Below are 15,334 nucleotides of genomic sequence, written 5' to 3'. Positions count from 1 at the left end.
AAAAATGGCACGCCAGGCGTGCCAGAAACGACTGCTTGCCTGCCGATGCGCACAGGGCTAGCCGTCAAGGAAGGGGAACCTGCATCAAGACGAAAAAGCCCGCCCCATGAAGGGGCGGGCTCGGAATTTGGCGCGCCCGGGAGGATTCGAACCTCCGACCACCTGATTCGTAGTCAGGTACTCTATCCAGCTGAGCTACGGGCGCTGAAAGCGATGACGGTCGATACCGTTTTTTCGCATCGAGAGCGGCTCGCTCTCGCATTGCTGTGTGACGATTCCGCCAACAAAAAGTGGCGCGCCCGGGAGGATTCGAACCTCCGACCACCTGATTCGTAGTCAGGTACTCTATCCAGCTGAGCTACGGGCGCGAAACTTCGATGCAATGCATCCGGCTGAATGGCGGAGAGAGAGGGATTCGAACCCTCGATGGGGCTACAAACCCCATACTCCCTTAGCAGGGGAGCGCCTTCAGCCACTCGGCCATCTCTCCCTCATCAACACGGCGCGTATGTTACCGATTATGCTGGGGTCTTGTCTAGGGCAGATCGAAAATCTTTTACTATCAACCCTTCCAGCGACCGTGACTGCTACTGCGTGCTTGGCGTTAGAAGTGATCCAGAAGGCATGCCTGATCCTGAATTGCCCGAGCCGATAAAGGGGACGACTTCACCAGCCCAGACGGTTCCACGCATGCGTCACTGTTCAGACGCTTGAACCGTCATCCTCGCTATCGGTCTTCTCGCGCTGAATGCGCTGATAGATTTCCTCGCGATGGACGGCCACGTCTTTCGGCGCATTGACGCCAATGCGCACTTGGTTACCTTTCACGCCAAGTACAGTGACGGTGATATCGTCGCCAATCATCAGTGTTTCACCGACGCGACGGGTCAGGATGAGCATGTCTGATCTCCTTCTCAGGCTTTCTTCCAACGGGATGCGTGCACCGCCAAGCGACAGTACGGGAGCAAATTATGCTTCATACTTGCCCCGAGGGCCAATGACGCGTACTTGCATCCTGAGGCTCGTTGAATGAAAGGCCGACCCAGGCCTTCCGGCGTCGTCCTGACGCTACCCCTCAAGCGTAGAAGCGAATGGGGCCGGAAAGCCAAGATTCTTTCTTCATTCACCTTGTATGCTGTCTTTATCGAGTCCGAATGCAGTGTGCAGCGCACGCACGGCCAGCTCCATCTGCTTCTCGTCGATGACCACGGAGATCTTGATTTCCGAGGTGGAGACCATGCGAATGTTGATGTTCTCGTCAGCCAGCACGCGGAACATCTTGGACGCCACGCCAGCATGCGAGCGCATGCCCACGCCCACCAGCGACACCTTGGCGATATTGTCGTCGCCGCGCAGTTCGCCACCGCCCAGCGCCGGGATCACCTGGTCCTGCAGAATGCTCTTGGTCTGCTTGTAATCGCTCTTGGCCACGGTGAACGTGAAGTCGGTGTAGTCCCCGGCCGGGGCCACGTTCTGCACGATCATGTCGATTTCGATATTGGCATCGGCGATGGGCCCCAGAATCTTGGAGGCCACGCCCGGCACGTCCGGCGTGTTGAGCAACGTCAGCTTGGCTTCACTGGCAGTGAAGGCGATACCGGAGATCAGCGGTTCTTCCATAGTGGTCTCTTCTTCTTCAGCGACGATCAGCGTACCCGGGCCGTCCTCGAAGCTGGACAGCACGCGCAGCGGTACATTGTATTTGCCGGCGAACTCGACGGCGCGAATCTGCAGCACCTTCGACCCCAGGCTCGCCAGCTCGAGCATTTCCTCGACGGTGATGGCCGATAGCCGTTGCGCCTTTGAGCACACGCGCGGATCGGTAGTGTAGACGCCATCCACATCGGTGTAGATCTGGCATTCGTCGGCCTTGAGCGCCGCCGCCAGGGCCACGCCGGTGGTGTCCGAGCCGCCGCGTCCGAGGGTCGTGATGTTGCCCTCGTCATCGACCCCCTGGAAACCGGCCACGACCACGACCTGACCATCGTCGAGATCGGCCTGGATGTCATCGGTCTCGATGCGCTGGATACGCGCCTTGGTGTGGGCGCTGTCAGTGCGGATGCCCACCTGGGCCCCCGTATAGGAAGTCGCCTCCACATCCAGCTTGTGCAAGGCCATCGCCAGCAGGGAAATGGTCACCTGCTCGCCGGTGGACACCAGCATGTCCATTTCGCGCGGCGTGGGCTCATCGTTGATCTGGCTGGCCAGATCGATCAGCCGGTTGGTCTCCCCGCTCATTGCCGAGACCACGACGACCACTTGGTGGCCCTCGTCGCGGAATCGCTTCACTTTTTCGGCGACGGCCTTGATGCGCTCCACCGAGCCCACCGAGGTCCCCCCGAACTTCTGTACGTATAGCGCCATAGCTGCCTATCCGTGGTGGTTTTCACAAGCATGAATGAAGAAAAGGGCCGGCGCCATGCGCACGACCCTTTCCACGTTCTCACTCGCCGAGCCGGGCCTCGACCCAACTCGGCACACTCGCCAGGGCATCGGGCAGCGCCTGCGGCCGTGAGCCGCCCGCCTGGGCCATGTCGGCCCGGCCGCCGCCCTTGCCGCCGACCTGCTCGGCGACATGCTTGACCAGGTCGCCGGCCTTGAGGCGTGCGGTCAGGTCATCGGTCACGCCGGCGATCAGGCTGACCTTCTCGTCGCCCGCGACGCCGAGCACGATGACGCCCGAGCCCAGCTTGTTCTTGAGTTGGTCGAGCAGGCCACGCAGTTCCTTGCCGCCCACGCCCTCGACTTGCTTGACGAGAAGCTTGACGCCGGCCACCTCGCGCACGTCGGCGAGCATATCGCCGCTGGTGGCACTCGCCAACTTGGCCTTGAGCCGCTCGAGCTCCTTTTCCAGGGTGCGGTTACGCTCGAGGGTCGCCTCGAGACGTGCTTCCACTTGCTCCGGCTTGGCCTTGAGCTGTTCGGCAACACGCGCGACCTTGGCTTCCTGGTCGCGGAAATACGCCAGGGCCCCTTCGCCGGTCACGGCCTCGATGCGGCGCACTCCGGCAGCGACACCCGCCTCGCTGAGGATGTGGAAGCAACCGATGTCACCGCTGCGCGCCACGTGCGTACCGCCGCACAGCTCGATGGAAAAGTCGTCGGCACCGATGGTCAGCACGCGCACGCTGTCGGCGTACTTGGCCTCGAAGAGCGCCGCGGCACCCTTGGCCTTGGCCTCGTCGAGCGTCATGTGCTCGATACGGGTCGCGGCGTTGGCCAGGATCTGGGCATTGACGATACGTTCGACCTCGTCGAGCTGCGCCCGGGTCATCGCCTCGAAGTGACTCACGTCGAACCGCAAGCGCTCGGCGGTGACCAGCGAGCCCTTCTGCTGCACGTGCTCGCCCAGCACCTGCCTCAGCGCCTCGTGCAACAGGTGGGTAGCCGAGTGGTTGCGCATGGTCGCCGCCCGCAGACTGGCATCGACCCGTGGCGTCACGCTGGCACCCACGTCGAGATGTCCCTCGACGAGCACCCCGTGATGCAGGTGATGGCCGCCTTGCTTCTGGGTATCGGTGACCTGGAAGCGCATGCCGTCGGCCTCCAGATACCCCGTGTCACCGGCCTGCCCCCCGGATTCGCCATAGAAGGGCGTACGGTCGAGCACCACGACACCGTGCTGCCCGGCCTCGAGCGCCGCCAGCGCGTTGCCCTCGCGGTCGACCAGGGCGGTCACGCGAGCCTCGTCTTCCAGGCGCTCATAACCGGTGAACGCCGTCTCGCCCTCCAGGTCGAGTGCCGCCGTGTAGTCGGCACCGAACTGGCTGGCCGCGCGGGCTCGCTCGCGCTGGGCCTCGAGCTCGCGCTGGAAGCCGACCTCGTCGAGCGTCACGCCGCGCTCGCGGCACACGTCGGCCGTCAAGTCGAACGGAAAGCCGTAGGTATCGTAAAGCTTGAACACGGTCTCGCCCGGCAGTACCTCGCCGTCCAGCGTTTCCAGGGCTTCCGTCAGCAGGCCCATGCCGTGATCCAGCGTGCGCGCGAACTGTTCTTCTTCCTTGAGCAGGACCTTCTCGATGCGCGGACGCGCCTTGCGCAGTTCCGGATAGGCCGCCCCCATCTCGGCATCCAGCGCCGCCACCAGGGTGTGGAAGAACGGCTCACGGGCACCGAGCTTGTGGCCGTGGCGAATGGCGCGCCGGATGATACGGCGCAACACGTAGCCGCGCCCTTCGTTGGAGGGCAGCACATCGTCGGTGATCAAGAAGGCACAGGACCGGATGTGGTCGGCGATCACGCGCAGCGACGGCGCACTGGTATCGTCGTATCCCGTGGCCTCGGACGCCGCGTTCAGCAGGTTCTGGAACAGGTCGATCTCGTAGTTGGAATGCACCCCCTGCAGCACGGCCGCGACACGCTCCAGGCCCATGCCGGTATCGATGGACGGCTTGGGCAGCGGGTTCAGCGTTCCCGCGCTATCGCGATCGAACTGCATGAACACCAGGTTCCAGATCTCGATGTAGCGGTCGCCGTCTTCTTCGGGGCTTCCCGGCGGCCCCCCGGCCACCTCGGGGCCGTGGTCGAAGAAGATCTCCGAGGAAGGGCCGCAGGGGCCGGTGTCGCCCATCTGCCAGAAGTTGTCTTCGTCGAGCTTGGAGAAGCGCGCCGGATCGATGCCGATTTCGTCCTTCCAGATACGCTCGGCTTCGTCGTCGCTGACGTGGACGGTGACCCACAGCTTGTCGGCGGGCAGGCCCAGCCGTTCGGTCAGGAACGTCCAGGCAAAGCGAATGGCGTCGCGCTTGAAGTAATCCCCGAAGCTGAAGTTCCCCAGCATTTCGAAGAAGGTATGGTGACGCGCGGTGTAGCCGACGTTGTCCAGGTCATTGTGCTTGCCCCCGGCACGCACGCAGCGCTGCGCGGAAGTGGCACGCACGTAGGGGCGTGGGTCGCGTCCCAGGAAGACGTCCTTGAACGGCACCATGCCGGCGTTGGTGAACAACAGCGTCGGGTCGTTGGCGGGCACGAGCGAGCTCGACGGCACGATGGTATGACCGTGCTCCTCGAAGAACGTCAGAAAGGCTTGTCGGATGTCTGCGCTTTTCATAGAAATTCCGTGGCGGTGTGCGTTAGGCGCTGCGGGCATGCGCGGCCCGACCGGACAAGCGGCGGGCGCGAAGCGCGAAAGTCGGCGAATGACGGACAACGGACCGCCCCGAGCCATCGCAATGGCGCACTAGTATAACGCGTTCGGCGGGGGACTAAAGAGGTGCCGCGACAGCGGCGGAAAGAGAGGCCGCATGTGGCATGCGGCCCGCAAAGGCCTAGCGGGTGTTCTCCCAGGCGTGCGCCATGGCATGACGCACCTGCTCGAAATCGAATCCACGCGAGGCCAGAAAGCGTTCGCGCTTGGCGCGCTCACGAGGGTCGCGCCCGGGGGAATCGAAGCGCTTGGCCAGCGCCTCGCATGCCAGCCGGTGCCAGTCCGGGGCCTCGCCTTCCAGTGCCTCGCGTGCCACCTCGTCGGTGACGCCGCGCGCACCCAGCTCGGCGCGTATCTTCATCGCCCCCTGGCCGCGCGACAGGCGCGAGCGCACGAATTGCTCGGCGAAGCGAGCGTCGGACTGCAGCCCCTCATCGGCCAGGGCATCGAGTAGCGACGCGATGTCGTCGGGCGCATGCCCACGCGCCGCGAGGCGCGACATCAACTCGCTGCGCGAGTAGTCGCGCCTCGCCAGCAGGCGGATGGCATCGTCGCGGGGCGTCGCCTCCTGCGTGCTCATGGTTACACCAGGCTATCGTCGTCCTGCGCTGCGGCGGCCTTCTCCTGAGACTCGGCCTCGGGCTTGGGCGTGGACAGCAGGCGAGCGCGAATCTCGTTCTCGATCTCTTCCATGATCGCCGGGTTGTCCTCGAGGAACTGCGCGGCGTTGGCCTTGCCCTGACCGATCTTGTTGCCCTGGTAGCTGTACCAGGCACCGGCCTTGTCGACCAGGCCCTGCTGCACCCCGATGTCGACGACTTCGCCGGCATGGTAGATCCCCTTGCCGTAAAGGATCTGGAACTCGGCCTGACGGAACGGGGGCGCCACCTTGTTCTTGACCACCTTGACCCGGGTCTCGTTGCCGATGGCCTCGTCGCCCTGCTTGACCGAGCCGGTACGCCGGATATCGAGGCGTACGCTGGAGTAGAACTTCAGCGCGTTGCCGCCGGTGGTGGTCTCGGGATTGCCGAACATCACCCCGATCTTCATGCGGATCTGGTTGACGAACATCACCATGCAGTTGGCGTTCTTGATGTTGCCGGTCACCTTGCGCAGCGCCTGGGACATCAGGCGCGCCTGCAGCCCGACGTGGGAATCGCCCATCTCGCCTTCGATCTCGGCGCGTGGCGTCAAGGCCGCGACCGAGTCGACGACGATCACGTCGACGCCGCCCGAACGGACCAGCATGTCGCAGATTTCCAGTGCCTGTTCACCGGTGTCCGGCTGCGACACCAGCAGATCATCGAGGTTGACGCCGAGCTTTTCGGCATAGGTCGGGTCCAGCGCATGCTCGGCATCGATGAAGGCACAGGTCTTGCCTTGCTTCTGCCCCTGGGCGATCACCGACAGCGTCATGGTGGTCTTGCCCGAGGACTCGGGGCCGAAGATCTCGACCACGCGCCCCATCGGCAGGCCTCCCACGCCGAGGGCGATATCCAGCCCCAGCGATCCCGTGGAAATGGCCGGCGTCGCCACGCGCGGCGTGTCGCCAAGACGCATCACGGCGCCCTTGCCGAACTGGCGCTCGATCTGGGAAAGCGCCGCGTTGAGCGCCTTGGAACGGTTGTCGTCCTGTGCCATGAAGGTCTCCTATCGAAGGACATCGAAGCTCATACGGCGACACCGAATGAGTTCGGCGCCGTCCGCTCAATACTGTATGACTAGCCAGTAGTATGACGAAAAAAATTCGCGCCGCCTACCTTTGACTTGCATGCGTTTTCAATCGCGCCCGCTCTCGCCCTCAAGCCTAGCAACAAGCCCGATCAATGCCATGCGCACCGCAGCGCGACGCACCTCGCCGCGCGTCCCCGGCAGATGATGGCACTCGACGTCCTGCGTCCGATCATCGCCCCAGGCGAACCAGACCGTGCCCACGGGCTTGTCCGCGCTGCCGCCACCGGGGCCTGCCACGCCACTGATCGCCACGCCCAGCGTGGCGCCGCTATCGCGACACGCCCCGGCGACCATCTCGCGCACGGTCTCGGCGCTGACCGCGCCATGCGTGGCAAGCGTGGCCTCGCGCACCCCGAGCAGGCGCTGCTTGGCGCTGTTGGCGTAGGTCACGTAGCCGGTCTCGAAATAGTCGGAACTGCCGGCGACGTCAGTGATGGCACTGGCCACGCCGCCCCCGGTGCAGGATTCGGCCGCCGTCACGCTGGCCCCCGTCGCCCGGCACGCTTTCCCGAGGCGCTCGGCCAAGGCATCGACGCTCACGTCACGCCACTCTTCCAGGGTTATCGCCATCTATCCTCTCCCCTATGTCGCACTGATCGGCGCCGCACTGACGCCGTCCGCGCGAAAGCGTAGAATGTCGCCTTGCGGTGTTGGCGGTTGCGCACGACACCACGTCACCTTTTTCATTTGGCACCACTCGCCACCGGCACGACAAGGATTCGCATGAGCCAGGCCTCTGCCCAGCATACCCCGATGATGGCCCAGTACCTGAAGATCAAGCGCGAGCATCCCGAGGTGCTGCTCTTCTATCGCATGGGCGATTTCTACGAGCTGTTCTACGACGACGCCAAGCGCGCCGCCTCGCTGCTCGACATCACCCTCACCCAGCGCGGCCAGTCGGCGGGGCAGCCGATTCCCATGGCCGGTGTGCCCTATCATAGCGCGGAGAGCTATCTGGCGCGGCTGGTCAAGTCGGGTGAGTCGGTGGCCATCTGCGAGCAGATCGGCGACCCGGCCACTGCCAAAGGCCCGGTGGAGCGCAAGGTCGTGCGCATCGTCACGCCCGGCACCCTCCATGACGAGGCCCTGCTCGACGCGCGCCGCGACAACCTCGTCCTCGCCGTGCATCCGCAGGGAGACCGCTGGGGCCTTGCCTGGCTGGAACTGTCCAGCGGCCACTTCAGCGTGCTCGAAGTCGATGGCGAGAGCGATCTGCTCTCCGAGATTCAACGTCTCGATCCCGCCGAGCTGCTTGCCGCGGAAAGCCTGTCGTTACCGCCGGCACTCGCCGAGCGCCCCGGCTTCCGTCGCCAGAGCGATTGGCTGTTCGATCTGGAAAGCGCCACTCGCCTGTTATGCGACCAGTTCGGCGTGGCCGACCTGCGCGGCTTCGGCTGCGCTCAGCTCACCACGGCCCTGACCGCCGCCGGCGTGCTCATCGACTACGCCCGCGACACCCAGCGCTCGCGGCTGCCGCACGTCACCGGCATCGCCGTGGAGACACGCGACGAAGCGGTGGTGATCGATGCCGCCAGCCGCCGCAACCTCGAGATCGACACCAACCTGGGGGGCGGCTTCGACAATACGCTGGCCAGCGTGCTCGACACCACCGCCACCGCCATGGGATCGCGTCAGCTCAAGCGCTGGCTCAACCGACCGCTGCGCGACATCGCCCAGATCCAGTCGCGCCAGGCCGCCGTGCAGTGCCTCATCGACGCCGACCGCCATGCCACCCTGCGCGACGCGCTCAAGGCCATCGGCGACATCGAACGCATCCTCGCGCGAGTGGCGCTCTACAGCGCCCGGCCGCGCGACCTGGCCCGTCTGCGCGATGCCCTCAACGCCCTGCCCGCCCTGGAACACGATCTGGCCGAACTCGACGAGGGCACGGCCATCGACGCGCTCAAGCACCACATTCGTCCCTATCCCGAATTGGCCGAGACGCTGAGCCGGGCGCTGGTCGACAACCCGCCCGTGGTGATCCGCGATGGCGGCGTGATCGGCACGGGCTTCGACGCAGAGCTCGACGAATACCGCGGCCTGGCCGAGCACGCCGGGGACTATCTGGTCGAGCTCGAGACTCGGGAACGCGAGCGCACCGGCCTGGTCGGCCTCAAGGTGGGCTACAACCGCGTCCATGGCTACTACATCGAGATCCCCCGCGCCCAGGCCCGCGAAGCCCCGGCCGAGTACATCCGTCGCCAGACGCTGAAAAACGCCGAACGCTTCATCATCCCCGAGCTCAAGGAATTCGAGGACAAGGCGCTGTCGGCCAAGTCGCGTGCACTGGCGCGCGAAAAGCTGCTCTACGACGGGCTGCTGGAAACGCTCAACGTCGACCTCCAGGCGCTTCAGGGTACCGCGCGCGCGCTGGCGACCCTCGACGTGCTGGCGTGTTTCGCCGAACGCGCGCTGGCGCTGGATTTCGTGCGTCCACGCCTGAGCGATCAGCCCGGGCTGCGCATTCGCGGAGGCCGCCATCCCGTGGTCGAACACGTCAGCGACCACCCGTTCGTGCCCAACGACCTGATGCTCGATGAAACGCGGCGCCTGCTGGTGATCACCGGCCCCAACATGGGCGGCAAGTCCACCTACATGCGCCAGGCGGCCTTGATCGCGCTGCTCGCGCACACCGGCAGCTGCGTGCCCGCCGACGAGGCAGAAATCGGCCCCGTGGACCGGATCTTCACGCGCATCGGTTCCAGCGACGACCTCGCCGGCGGCCGTTCGACCTTCATGGTCGAGATGACCGAGACGGCCACCATCCTGCACAATGCCACCGAACACAGCCTGGTGCTGATGGACGAGATCGGGCGCGGCACCAGCACCTTCGACGGCCTCTCATTGGCCTGGGCCAGTGCCGAGCACCTGGTCGAACGGCGCGCCTTCACGCTCTTCGCCACGCACTACTTCGAAATGACCGCGTTGACGGAGCCCTACGACAGCGTGGCCAACGTGCACTTGACCGCCGCCGAGCACCGGGACGGCATCGTCTTCATGCACCGCGTCGAGGAAGGGCCGGCGAGCCAGAGCTACGGGCTGCAGGTGGCACAACTCGCCGGCGTGCCGCCCCGGGTCGTCGCCCGGGCACGCGAAAAACTCGCCACCCTGGAACAACAGGAAGTTCACCAGGCCGGCACGCGTGGCGGCCTGGGTGACAGCGACGCTGCCGCGCCGCAGCAGGCGGACCTGTTCGCCAGCGCGCCGCATCCGGTCGTCGAGGCGCTGGAAAAACTCGACCTCGACGCGATATCCCCGCGCCAGGCCATGGCCTTGCTCTACGAGTGGCGCGAACAATGCTGAGCCAGCGTTTGGCTATGAGGCCATTCCAAAACGTTTGCGGCACTCGCTTGCCCGCATGCCGGGAGCGCGACTAAAATGTGGCGCCATTAGAATATGCCATTATAAATTGCCGCCTCGTTTATAACCTTACTGTCAGTTCCGGGCACCGTCGCGACCGAGATTCAGGAGAACCCCATGACATTCGTCGTCACCGAAAACTGCATTCGCTGTAAATATACCGACTGCGTCGAAGTCTGTCCGGTGGACTGCTTCTACGAAGGGCCCAATTTTCTGGTGATTCATCCCGACGAGTGCATCGACTGCGCGCTGTGCGAGCCGGAATGTCCCGCCGAAGCGATCTATTCGGAAGACGAATTACCCGACGATCAAAAGGCCTTCATCGAGCTCAACGCCGAGCTTTCCGAGGTCTGGCCCAACATCAGCGAAAAGAAAGACCCGCTGCCCGATGCCGAGGAATGGGACGGCAAGACAGACAAGCTTCAGCACCTCGAACGCTGACGCCACGCACATCGCAACATGCAAGACCGGCCCGCGGGCCGGTTTTTTCTTGCCCGCTCGCCAGGCAGGCCGACGACAGGCCAAAAAAAAGCGGCCCGAAGGCCGCTGCATCCCATTCATCCCTGAGCGGATCCCTCCGCTCGACTCCCTGGGTGCGCTCCATGCCTGTCCTGGGCTCCCTCCACGACAGACGCACCCTGCTGCATCCCAATCTGCCTCCAGGTAAGCAATGCCTTGCTCATCCTGTGCAGGTGCATTGTTACGGAAGCCGTGACGCACCTCAACCGGGTCCCATCCCCTGACGTTGGTCCAGGAGCGCCAGACAGGGAAAACAAAAACCTTTTAAAAACAATGAACTAAAAAAAATAAGGAATGCTCATCACACCTATTGTCCTTGTTTATCGCCGATGGACGGCATTTTTTGTAGGAAATGTCTTACAAAGAAAGAATCCAGAACCTACACGACCACCACGGGAGGGAAGCGTCGCACGAGCCACCAAACAAAACGGCGGCCCTCAGGGCCGCCGTGGCGTTCATACCGTGCTGAGCGCCCCGAGGACGTCAGCCCTGGCCCTTGATCGCCGCCAGCCCCGGATACACGGCCTGGCCTTCCAGCTCCTGCTCGATGACCAGCAGACGGTTGTACTTGGCCACGCGGTCGCTGCGACAGAGCGAGCCGGTCTTGATCTGGCCGGCGGAAGTGCCCACGGCCAGGTCGGCGATGGTGGTATCTTCGGTCTCGCCACTGCGATGCGAAATGACGGCGGTGAAACCGGCGTCCTGCGCCATCTTGATGGCATCCAGCGTCTCGGACAACGAGCCGATCTGGTTGAACTTGATGAGGATGGAATTGCCGATGTGCTCGTCGATACCGCGCTTGAGGATACGCGTGTTGGTCACGAACAGATCATCGCCGACCAGCTGCACCTTGTCGCCCAGCTTCTCGGTCAGGGCCTTCCAGCCTGCCCAGTCGGACTCGTCCATGCCATCTTCGATGGAGACGATCGGATACTGATCGCAAAGGGCCGCGAGGTAATCGACGAAGCCGGCTGCGTCGTAGGACTTGCCTTCGCCCGACAGGTTGTACTGGCCGTCCTGATAGAACTCCGACGAGGCACAGTCCAGCGCCAGGGTCACATCCTTGCCCAGCACGTAACCGGCTTTCTCGACCGCCTGCTGGATGACCGCCAATGCCTCGGCGTTGGACGCCAGGTTGGGCGCGAAGCCGCCCTCGTCGCCCACCGAGGTCGACAAGCCGCGCGCGGCGAGCACCTTCTTGAGGGCATGGAAGATCTCGGCACCCATGCGCAGCGCCTCGCGGAAGCTGGGCGCTCCCACCGGCTGGATCATGAACTCCTGGATATCGACGTTGTTGTCCGCGTGCTCGCCGCCATTGAGGATATTCATCATCGGCACCGGCATGCGGAACTGGCCGGACTGACCGTACAGATCGGCGATGTGCGCGTAGAGCGGCACGCCCTTCTCGATGGCGGCAGCCTTGGCGGCGGCCAGCGACACCGCGAGGATGGCATTGGCGCCCAGCCCCGCCTTGTTGTCGGTGCCGTCGAGCTCGAGCATGGCGGCATCCAGGGCCCGCTGATCGAGTGCATCCTTGCCTACCAGGGCATCGCGAATCCTGCCGTTGACGGCCTCGACTGCCTTGAGCACGCCCTTGCCCAGATAGCGCGACGTATCGCCGTCGCGGAGCTCCAGGGCCTCGCGCGAGCCGGTGGAGGCACCGCTCGGCGCGCAGGCCGTGCCGCGAACGCCGCTGGCCAGCACCACATCGGCCTGAACGGTCGGATTGCCGCGTGAGTCCAGCACCTCGAGGGCGTGGATGTCTTTGATCTCAGCCATTGCGAGTCATCCTCGTGTTAACGATGGGTCGTTTCAACATATCGAGAGGGTGGCGGTCCATGACCGCCACGGGCGGCTCCGCTCGTCGTGTACTCGACTATTGCATCTGGCGGCGTCTCAGTCGATCTCCAGGGGGGCGAACCCCTTGACCAGGTCGTCGATCGCCTTGAGCTGGCTCAGGAACCCTTCGAGCCGATTCAGGGGCAGCGCGCATGGACCGTCGCACTTGGCATTGTCGGGATCGGGATGCGCTTCGAGAAAGACGCCGGCCAGTCCCACCGCGACCCCCGCCCGCGCCAGCTCGGCGACCTGCGCACGACGACCGTCGGCACTGTCGGCCCGGCCCCCGGGGCGTTGCAGCGCGTGGGTGACGTCGAAGAAGACCGGATATCCCGTCTGCTTCATTTCCCCGAAGCCCAGCATGTCGACCACCAGATTGTTGTAGCCGAAGCTCGAGCCGCGTTCGCAGAGTATCAGCCGCGAATTGCCGACTTCCTCGCATTTGCGAATGATGTGACGCATCTCGTGCGGCGCGATGAATTGCGGCTTCTTGATGTTGATCGCCGCGCCGGTCTCGGCCATCGCCACCACCAGGTCGGTCTGGCGGGCCAGGAAGGCCGGCAGCTGAATCACGTCGGCCACCTCGGCGACGGGCTTAGCCTGCCAGGGCTCGTGCACGTCGGTGATCACCGGCACGTTGAAGCGTTCCTTGATCTCGGCCAGCCATTCGAGCCCCTTCTCCAGGCCCGGGCCGCGATACGAATGAATCGAGCTGCGGTTGGCCTTGTCGAAGCTGGACTTGAACACATAGGGCATGCCCAGGCGTCCGGTGACCTCGACATACGCCTCGGCCACTTCCAGGGCCATCTCGCGGGATTCGAGCACGTTCATGCCGCCGAACAGCGCCAGCGGCAACGAATTGCCGGCCCTCAGGCCGGCGAATTCGATCTGTTTGGATGTCTCGGCCATGTCTGGGTCCTCAGCTCTGCTGTGCACGGGCACGCGCGGCCTTGTACGCCAGCGCGGCATTGACGAAGCCGGAAAACAGCGGGTGTCCATCACGCGGCGTGGACGTGAATTCCGGGTGGAACTGACAGGCCACGTACCAGGGATGCTCCGGCAACTCGATCATCTCGACCAGCGAATGATCGGCGCTCTTGCCCGAGATCACCAGTCCGGCGGATTCGAGCGCCTCGACGAACTGATTGTTGACCTCGAAGCGATGCCGGTGGCGCTCGGTGATCTCGTCCAGGCCATAAGCCTCGTGTGCCCGCGTGCCCGGCTTGAGATGGCACACCTGGCCACCGAGACGCATGGTGCCCCCCAGATCCGAGGCGGCATCGCGCAGCTCGATCTTGCCTTCGGCGTTGACCCACTCGGTGATCAGGCCCACCACCGGATGCTGGGTATCATGAGTGAACTCGGTGGAATTGGCATCCGCCCAGCCCGCGACATGACGGGCATATTCGATGACCGCCACCTGCATGCCCAGGCAGATGCCCAGATAGGGCACGCCGTTCTCGCGGGCATAACGCGCGGTGGCGATCTTGCCTTCCACACCACGCTCACCGAAGCCGCCGGGTACCAGGATGGCATCCTTGCCGGCCAGGCGTTCGGTGCCGTGATGCTCGATGTCCTCGGAGTCGATGTAGTCGATGTTGACCTTGACCCGTCCCTGGATACCGGCATGGATCAACGCCTCGTTGAGCGACTTGTAGGCGTCGAGCAGCTCCATGTACTTGCCGACCATGGCGATGTTGACCGACTTCAGCGGATTCAGCTTGGCATCCAGCACCCGCACCCACTCGGCGAGGTCGACCTCGTCGGCCTCGATACGCAGCTTGTCGCAGATGATGTCGTCCAGTCCGTGCTCGTGCAGCATCAGCGGAATGCGATAGATGGTATCGGCATCCTGCAGCGGGACCACGGCGCGCTCCTCGACATTGGTGAACAGCGCGATCTTGCGCCGCTCGCTCTCCTCGAGCTCGACCTCGCTGCGGCAGATCAGGATGTCCGGCTGGATGCCGATCGAGCGCAGTTCCTTGACGCTATGCTGGGTCGGCTTGGTCTTGGTCTCGCCGGCGGTCTTGATGTAGGGCACCAGCGTGAGATGCATGAAGATCGCCTGGTTGGCGCCCTTCTCGCTGCGGATCTGACGCGTCGCCTCGAGAAACGGCAGCGATTCGATGTCGCCCACCGTGCCACCGATTTCCACCAGCGCGACGTCGAAGCCGTCGCCGCCTTCGTAGACCCGGCGCTTGATTTCGTCGGTAATGTGCGGAATCACCTGCACGGTGCCGCCGAGATAATCACCGCGGCGCTCCTTGCGCAGCACGTGCTCGTAGACGCGCCCGGTGGTGAAGTTGTTGCCCTGGGTCATCTTGGTGCGGATGAAGCGCTCGTAATGCCCCAGGTCGAGGTCGGTTTCGGCGCCATCTTCGGTGACGAATACCTCGCCGTGCTGGAACGGGCTCATCGTGCCCGGATCGACATTGATGTAGGGGTCCAGCTTGAGGATGGTGACCTTGAGGCCGCGCGCCTCGAGGATCGCCGCGAGGGAAGCGGAGGCGATGCCCTTGCCGAGAGAGGACACAACGCCGCCGGTCACGAAGATATATCGCGTCATGGAAAACCTGTCGAAACGTGATCTGAAGGCCGTGGAGAGAACCGGGCCTGGATGGGACGCCAGAATAGCAGAATACCGCGGGGCGCTCAATTTCAGCTGCGGGCTGCGGGCTGCGGGCTGCGGGCTGCGGGCTGCGGGCTGCGGGCTGCGGGCTGCGGGCTGCGGGCTGC

At 64.2% G+C, this 15,334-nt stretch carries 11 protein-coding genes and 3 tRNA genes; 2 read left to right on the top strand and 12 right to left on the bottom strand.

Going from position 1 to position 15,334, the window contains the following annotated elements:
- Positions 1-128 precede the first annotated feature (128 nt).
- The 9 genes from ABGX75_RS04605 to ABGX75_RS04565 all read right to left on the bottom strand — a co-directional run bounded on the left by ABGX75_RS04605 (position 129) and on the right by ABGX75_RS04565 (position 7,450).
- Positions 129-205, bottom strand: a tRNA-Arg gene (locus ABGX75_RS04605).
- Positions 206-291: 86 nt separating this feature from the next.
- A tRNA-Arg gene (locus ABGX75_RS04600) sits at positions 292-368 on the bottom strand.
- A 29-nt stretch (positions 369-397) separates the two neighbouring features.
- A tRNA-Ser gene (locus ABGX75_RS04595) sits at positions 398-490 on the bottom strand.
- A gap of 212 nt (positions 491-702) precedes the next feature.
- Entirely contained in the window at positions 703-900 is a 198-nt protein-coding gene (gene csrA / locus ABGX75_RS04590) for a carbon storage regulator CsrA (protein ID WP_011505935.1), read from the bottom strand.
- 219 nt (positions 901-1,119) lie between these two features.
- A complete protein-coding gene (locus tag ABGX75_RS04585; RefSeq protein WP_011505934.1) occupies positions 1,120-2,364 on the bottom strand; it encodes an aspartate kinase in 1,245 nt (414 codons plus the stop codon).
- Between the two features lie 79 nt (positions 2,365-2,443).
- Positions 2,444-5,050, bottom strand: a complete 2,607-nt coding sequence (gene alaS / locus ABGX75_RS04580; protein WP_287124883.1) for an alanine--tRNA ligase — start codon at positions 5,048-5,050, stop codon at positions 2,444-2,446.
- 217 nt (positions 5,051-5,267) lie between these two features.
- On the bottom strand, positions 5,268-5,726 hold the full coding sequence (locus ABGX75_RS04575; RefSeq protein ID WP_011505932.1) for a regulatory protein RecX: 459 nt from the start codon (positions 5,724-5,726) through the stop codon (positions 5,268-5,270).
- Positions 5,727-5,728: 2 nt separating this feature from the next.
- Positions 5,729-6,787 (bottom strand): recombinase RecA, encoded by a 1,059-nt coding sequence (gene recA, locus ABGX75_RS04570; RefSeq protein ID WP_011505931.1) that lies wholly within the window; start codon positions 6,785-6,787, stop codon positions 5,729-5,731.
- A gap of 138 nt (positions 6,788-6,925) precedes the next feature.
- Positions 6,926-7,450 (bottom strand): CinA family protein, encoded by a 525-nt coding sequence (locus ABGX75_RS04565; protein WP_347410612.1) that lies wholly within the window; start codon positions 7,448-7,450, stop codon positions 6,926-6,928.
- Positions 7,451-7,603: 153 nt separating this feature from the next.
- On the opposite strand from ABGX75_RS04565, the gene mutS reads away from it, so the two are divergent.
- Positions 7,604-10,183, top strand: coding sequence for a DNA mismatch repair protein MutS (gene mutS, locus ABGX75_RS04560; protein WP_347410611.1), 2,580 nt, complete (start codon positions 7,604-7,606; stop codon positions 10,181-10,183).
- A gap of 174 nt (positions 10,184-10,357) precedes the next feature.
- A complete protein-coding gene (gene fdxA / locus ABGX75_RS04555; RefSeq protein ID WP_011505928.1) occupies positions 10,358-10,681 on the top strand; it encodes a ferredoxin FdxA in 324 nt (107 codons plus the stop codon).
- 561 nt (positions 10,682-11,242) lie between these two features.
- On the opposite strand, the gene eno is transcribed toward fdxA, so the two are convergent.
- From eno to ABGX75_RS04540, 3 genes are all read right to left on the bottom strand, one after another.
- Positions 11,243-12,538: a phosphopyruvate hydratase gene (gene eno, locus ABGX75_RS04550; protein ID WP_011505927.1), complete on the bottom strand. Its 1,296-nt coding sequence runs from the start codon at positions 12,536-12,538 to the stop codon at positions 11,243-11,245.
- Between the two features lie 117 nt (positions 12,539-12,655).
- Positions 12,656-13,507, bottom strand: coding sequence for a 3-deoxy-8-phosphooctulonate synthase (kdsA, locus tag ABGX75_RS04545; RefSeq protein WP_011505926.1), 852 nt, complete (start codon positions 13,505-13,507; stop codon positions 12,656-12,658).
- Positions 13,508-13,517: 10 nt separating this feature from the next.
- Complete coding sequence (locus tag ABGX75_RS04540; RefSeq protein WP_011505925.1) at positions 13,518-15,164, bottom strand: CTP synthase; 1,647 nt, start codon at positions 15,162-15,164, stop codon at positions 13,518-13,520.
- Positions 15,165-15,334 lie beyond the last annotated feature (170 nt).

It is taken from the genome of Chromohalobacter sp., from assembly GCF_039830575.1.
In the GTDB taxonomy this organism is placed as follows: domain Bacteria; phylum Pseudomonadota; class Gammaproteobacteria; order Pseudomonadales; family Halomonadaceae; genus Chromohalobacter; species Chromohalobacter israelensis.
Note: the sequence above shows the minus strand (reverse complement) of the source record. Positions and strands in the feature narration are given on the sequence as shown.

Coding starts and splice junctions, on each gene's coding strand:
- csrA (WP_011505935.1), bottom strand. CDS start 900: ATGCTCATCCTGACCCGTCGCGTCGGTGAAACACTGATGATTGGCGAC.
- ABGX75_RS04585 (WP_011505934.1), bottom strand. CDS start 2,364: ATGGCGCTATACGTACAGAAGTTCGGGGGGACCTCGGTGGGCTCGGTG.
- alaS (WP_287124883.1), bottom strand. CDS start 5,050: ATGAAAAGCGCAGACATCCGACAAGCCTTTCTGACGTTCTTCGAGGAG.
- ABGX75_RS04575 (WP_011505932.1), bottom strand. CDS start 5,726: ATGAGCACGCAGGAGGCGACGCCCCGCGACGATGCCATCCGCCTGCTG.
- recA (WP_011505931.1), bottom strand. CDS start 6,787: ATGGCACAGGACGACAACCGTTCCAAGGCGCTCAACGCGGCGCTTTCC.
- ABGX75_RS04565 (WP_347410612.1), bottom strand. CDS start 7,450: ATGGCGATAACCCTGGAAGAGTGGCGTGACGTGAGCGTCGATGCCTTG.
- mutS (WP_347410611.1), top strand. CDS start 7,604: ATGAGCCAGGCCTCTGCCCAGCATACCCCGATGATGGCCCAGTACCTG.
- fdxA (WP_011505928.1), top strand. CDS start 10,358: ATGACATTCGTCGTCACCGAAAACTGCATTCGCTGTAAATATACCGAC.
- eno (WP_011505927.1), bottom strand. CDS start 12,538: ATGGCTGAGATCAAAGACATCCACGCCCTCGAGGTGCTGGACTCACGC.
- kdsA (WP_011505926.1), bottom strand. CDS start 13,507: ATGGCCGAGACATCCAAACAGATCGAATTCGCCGGCCTGAGGGCCGGC.
- ABGX75_RS04540 (WP_011505925.1), bottom strand. CDS start 15,164: ATGACGCGATATATCTTCGTGACCGGCGGCGTTGTGTCCTCTCTCGGC.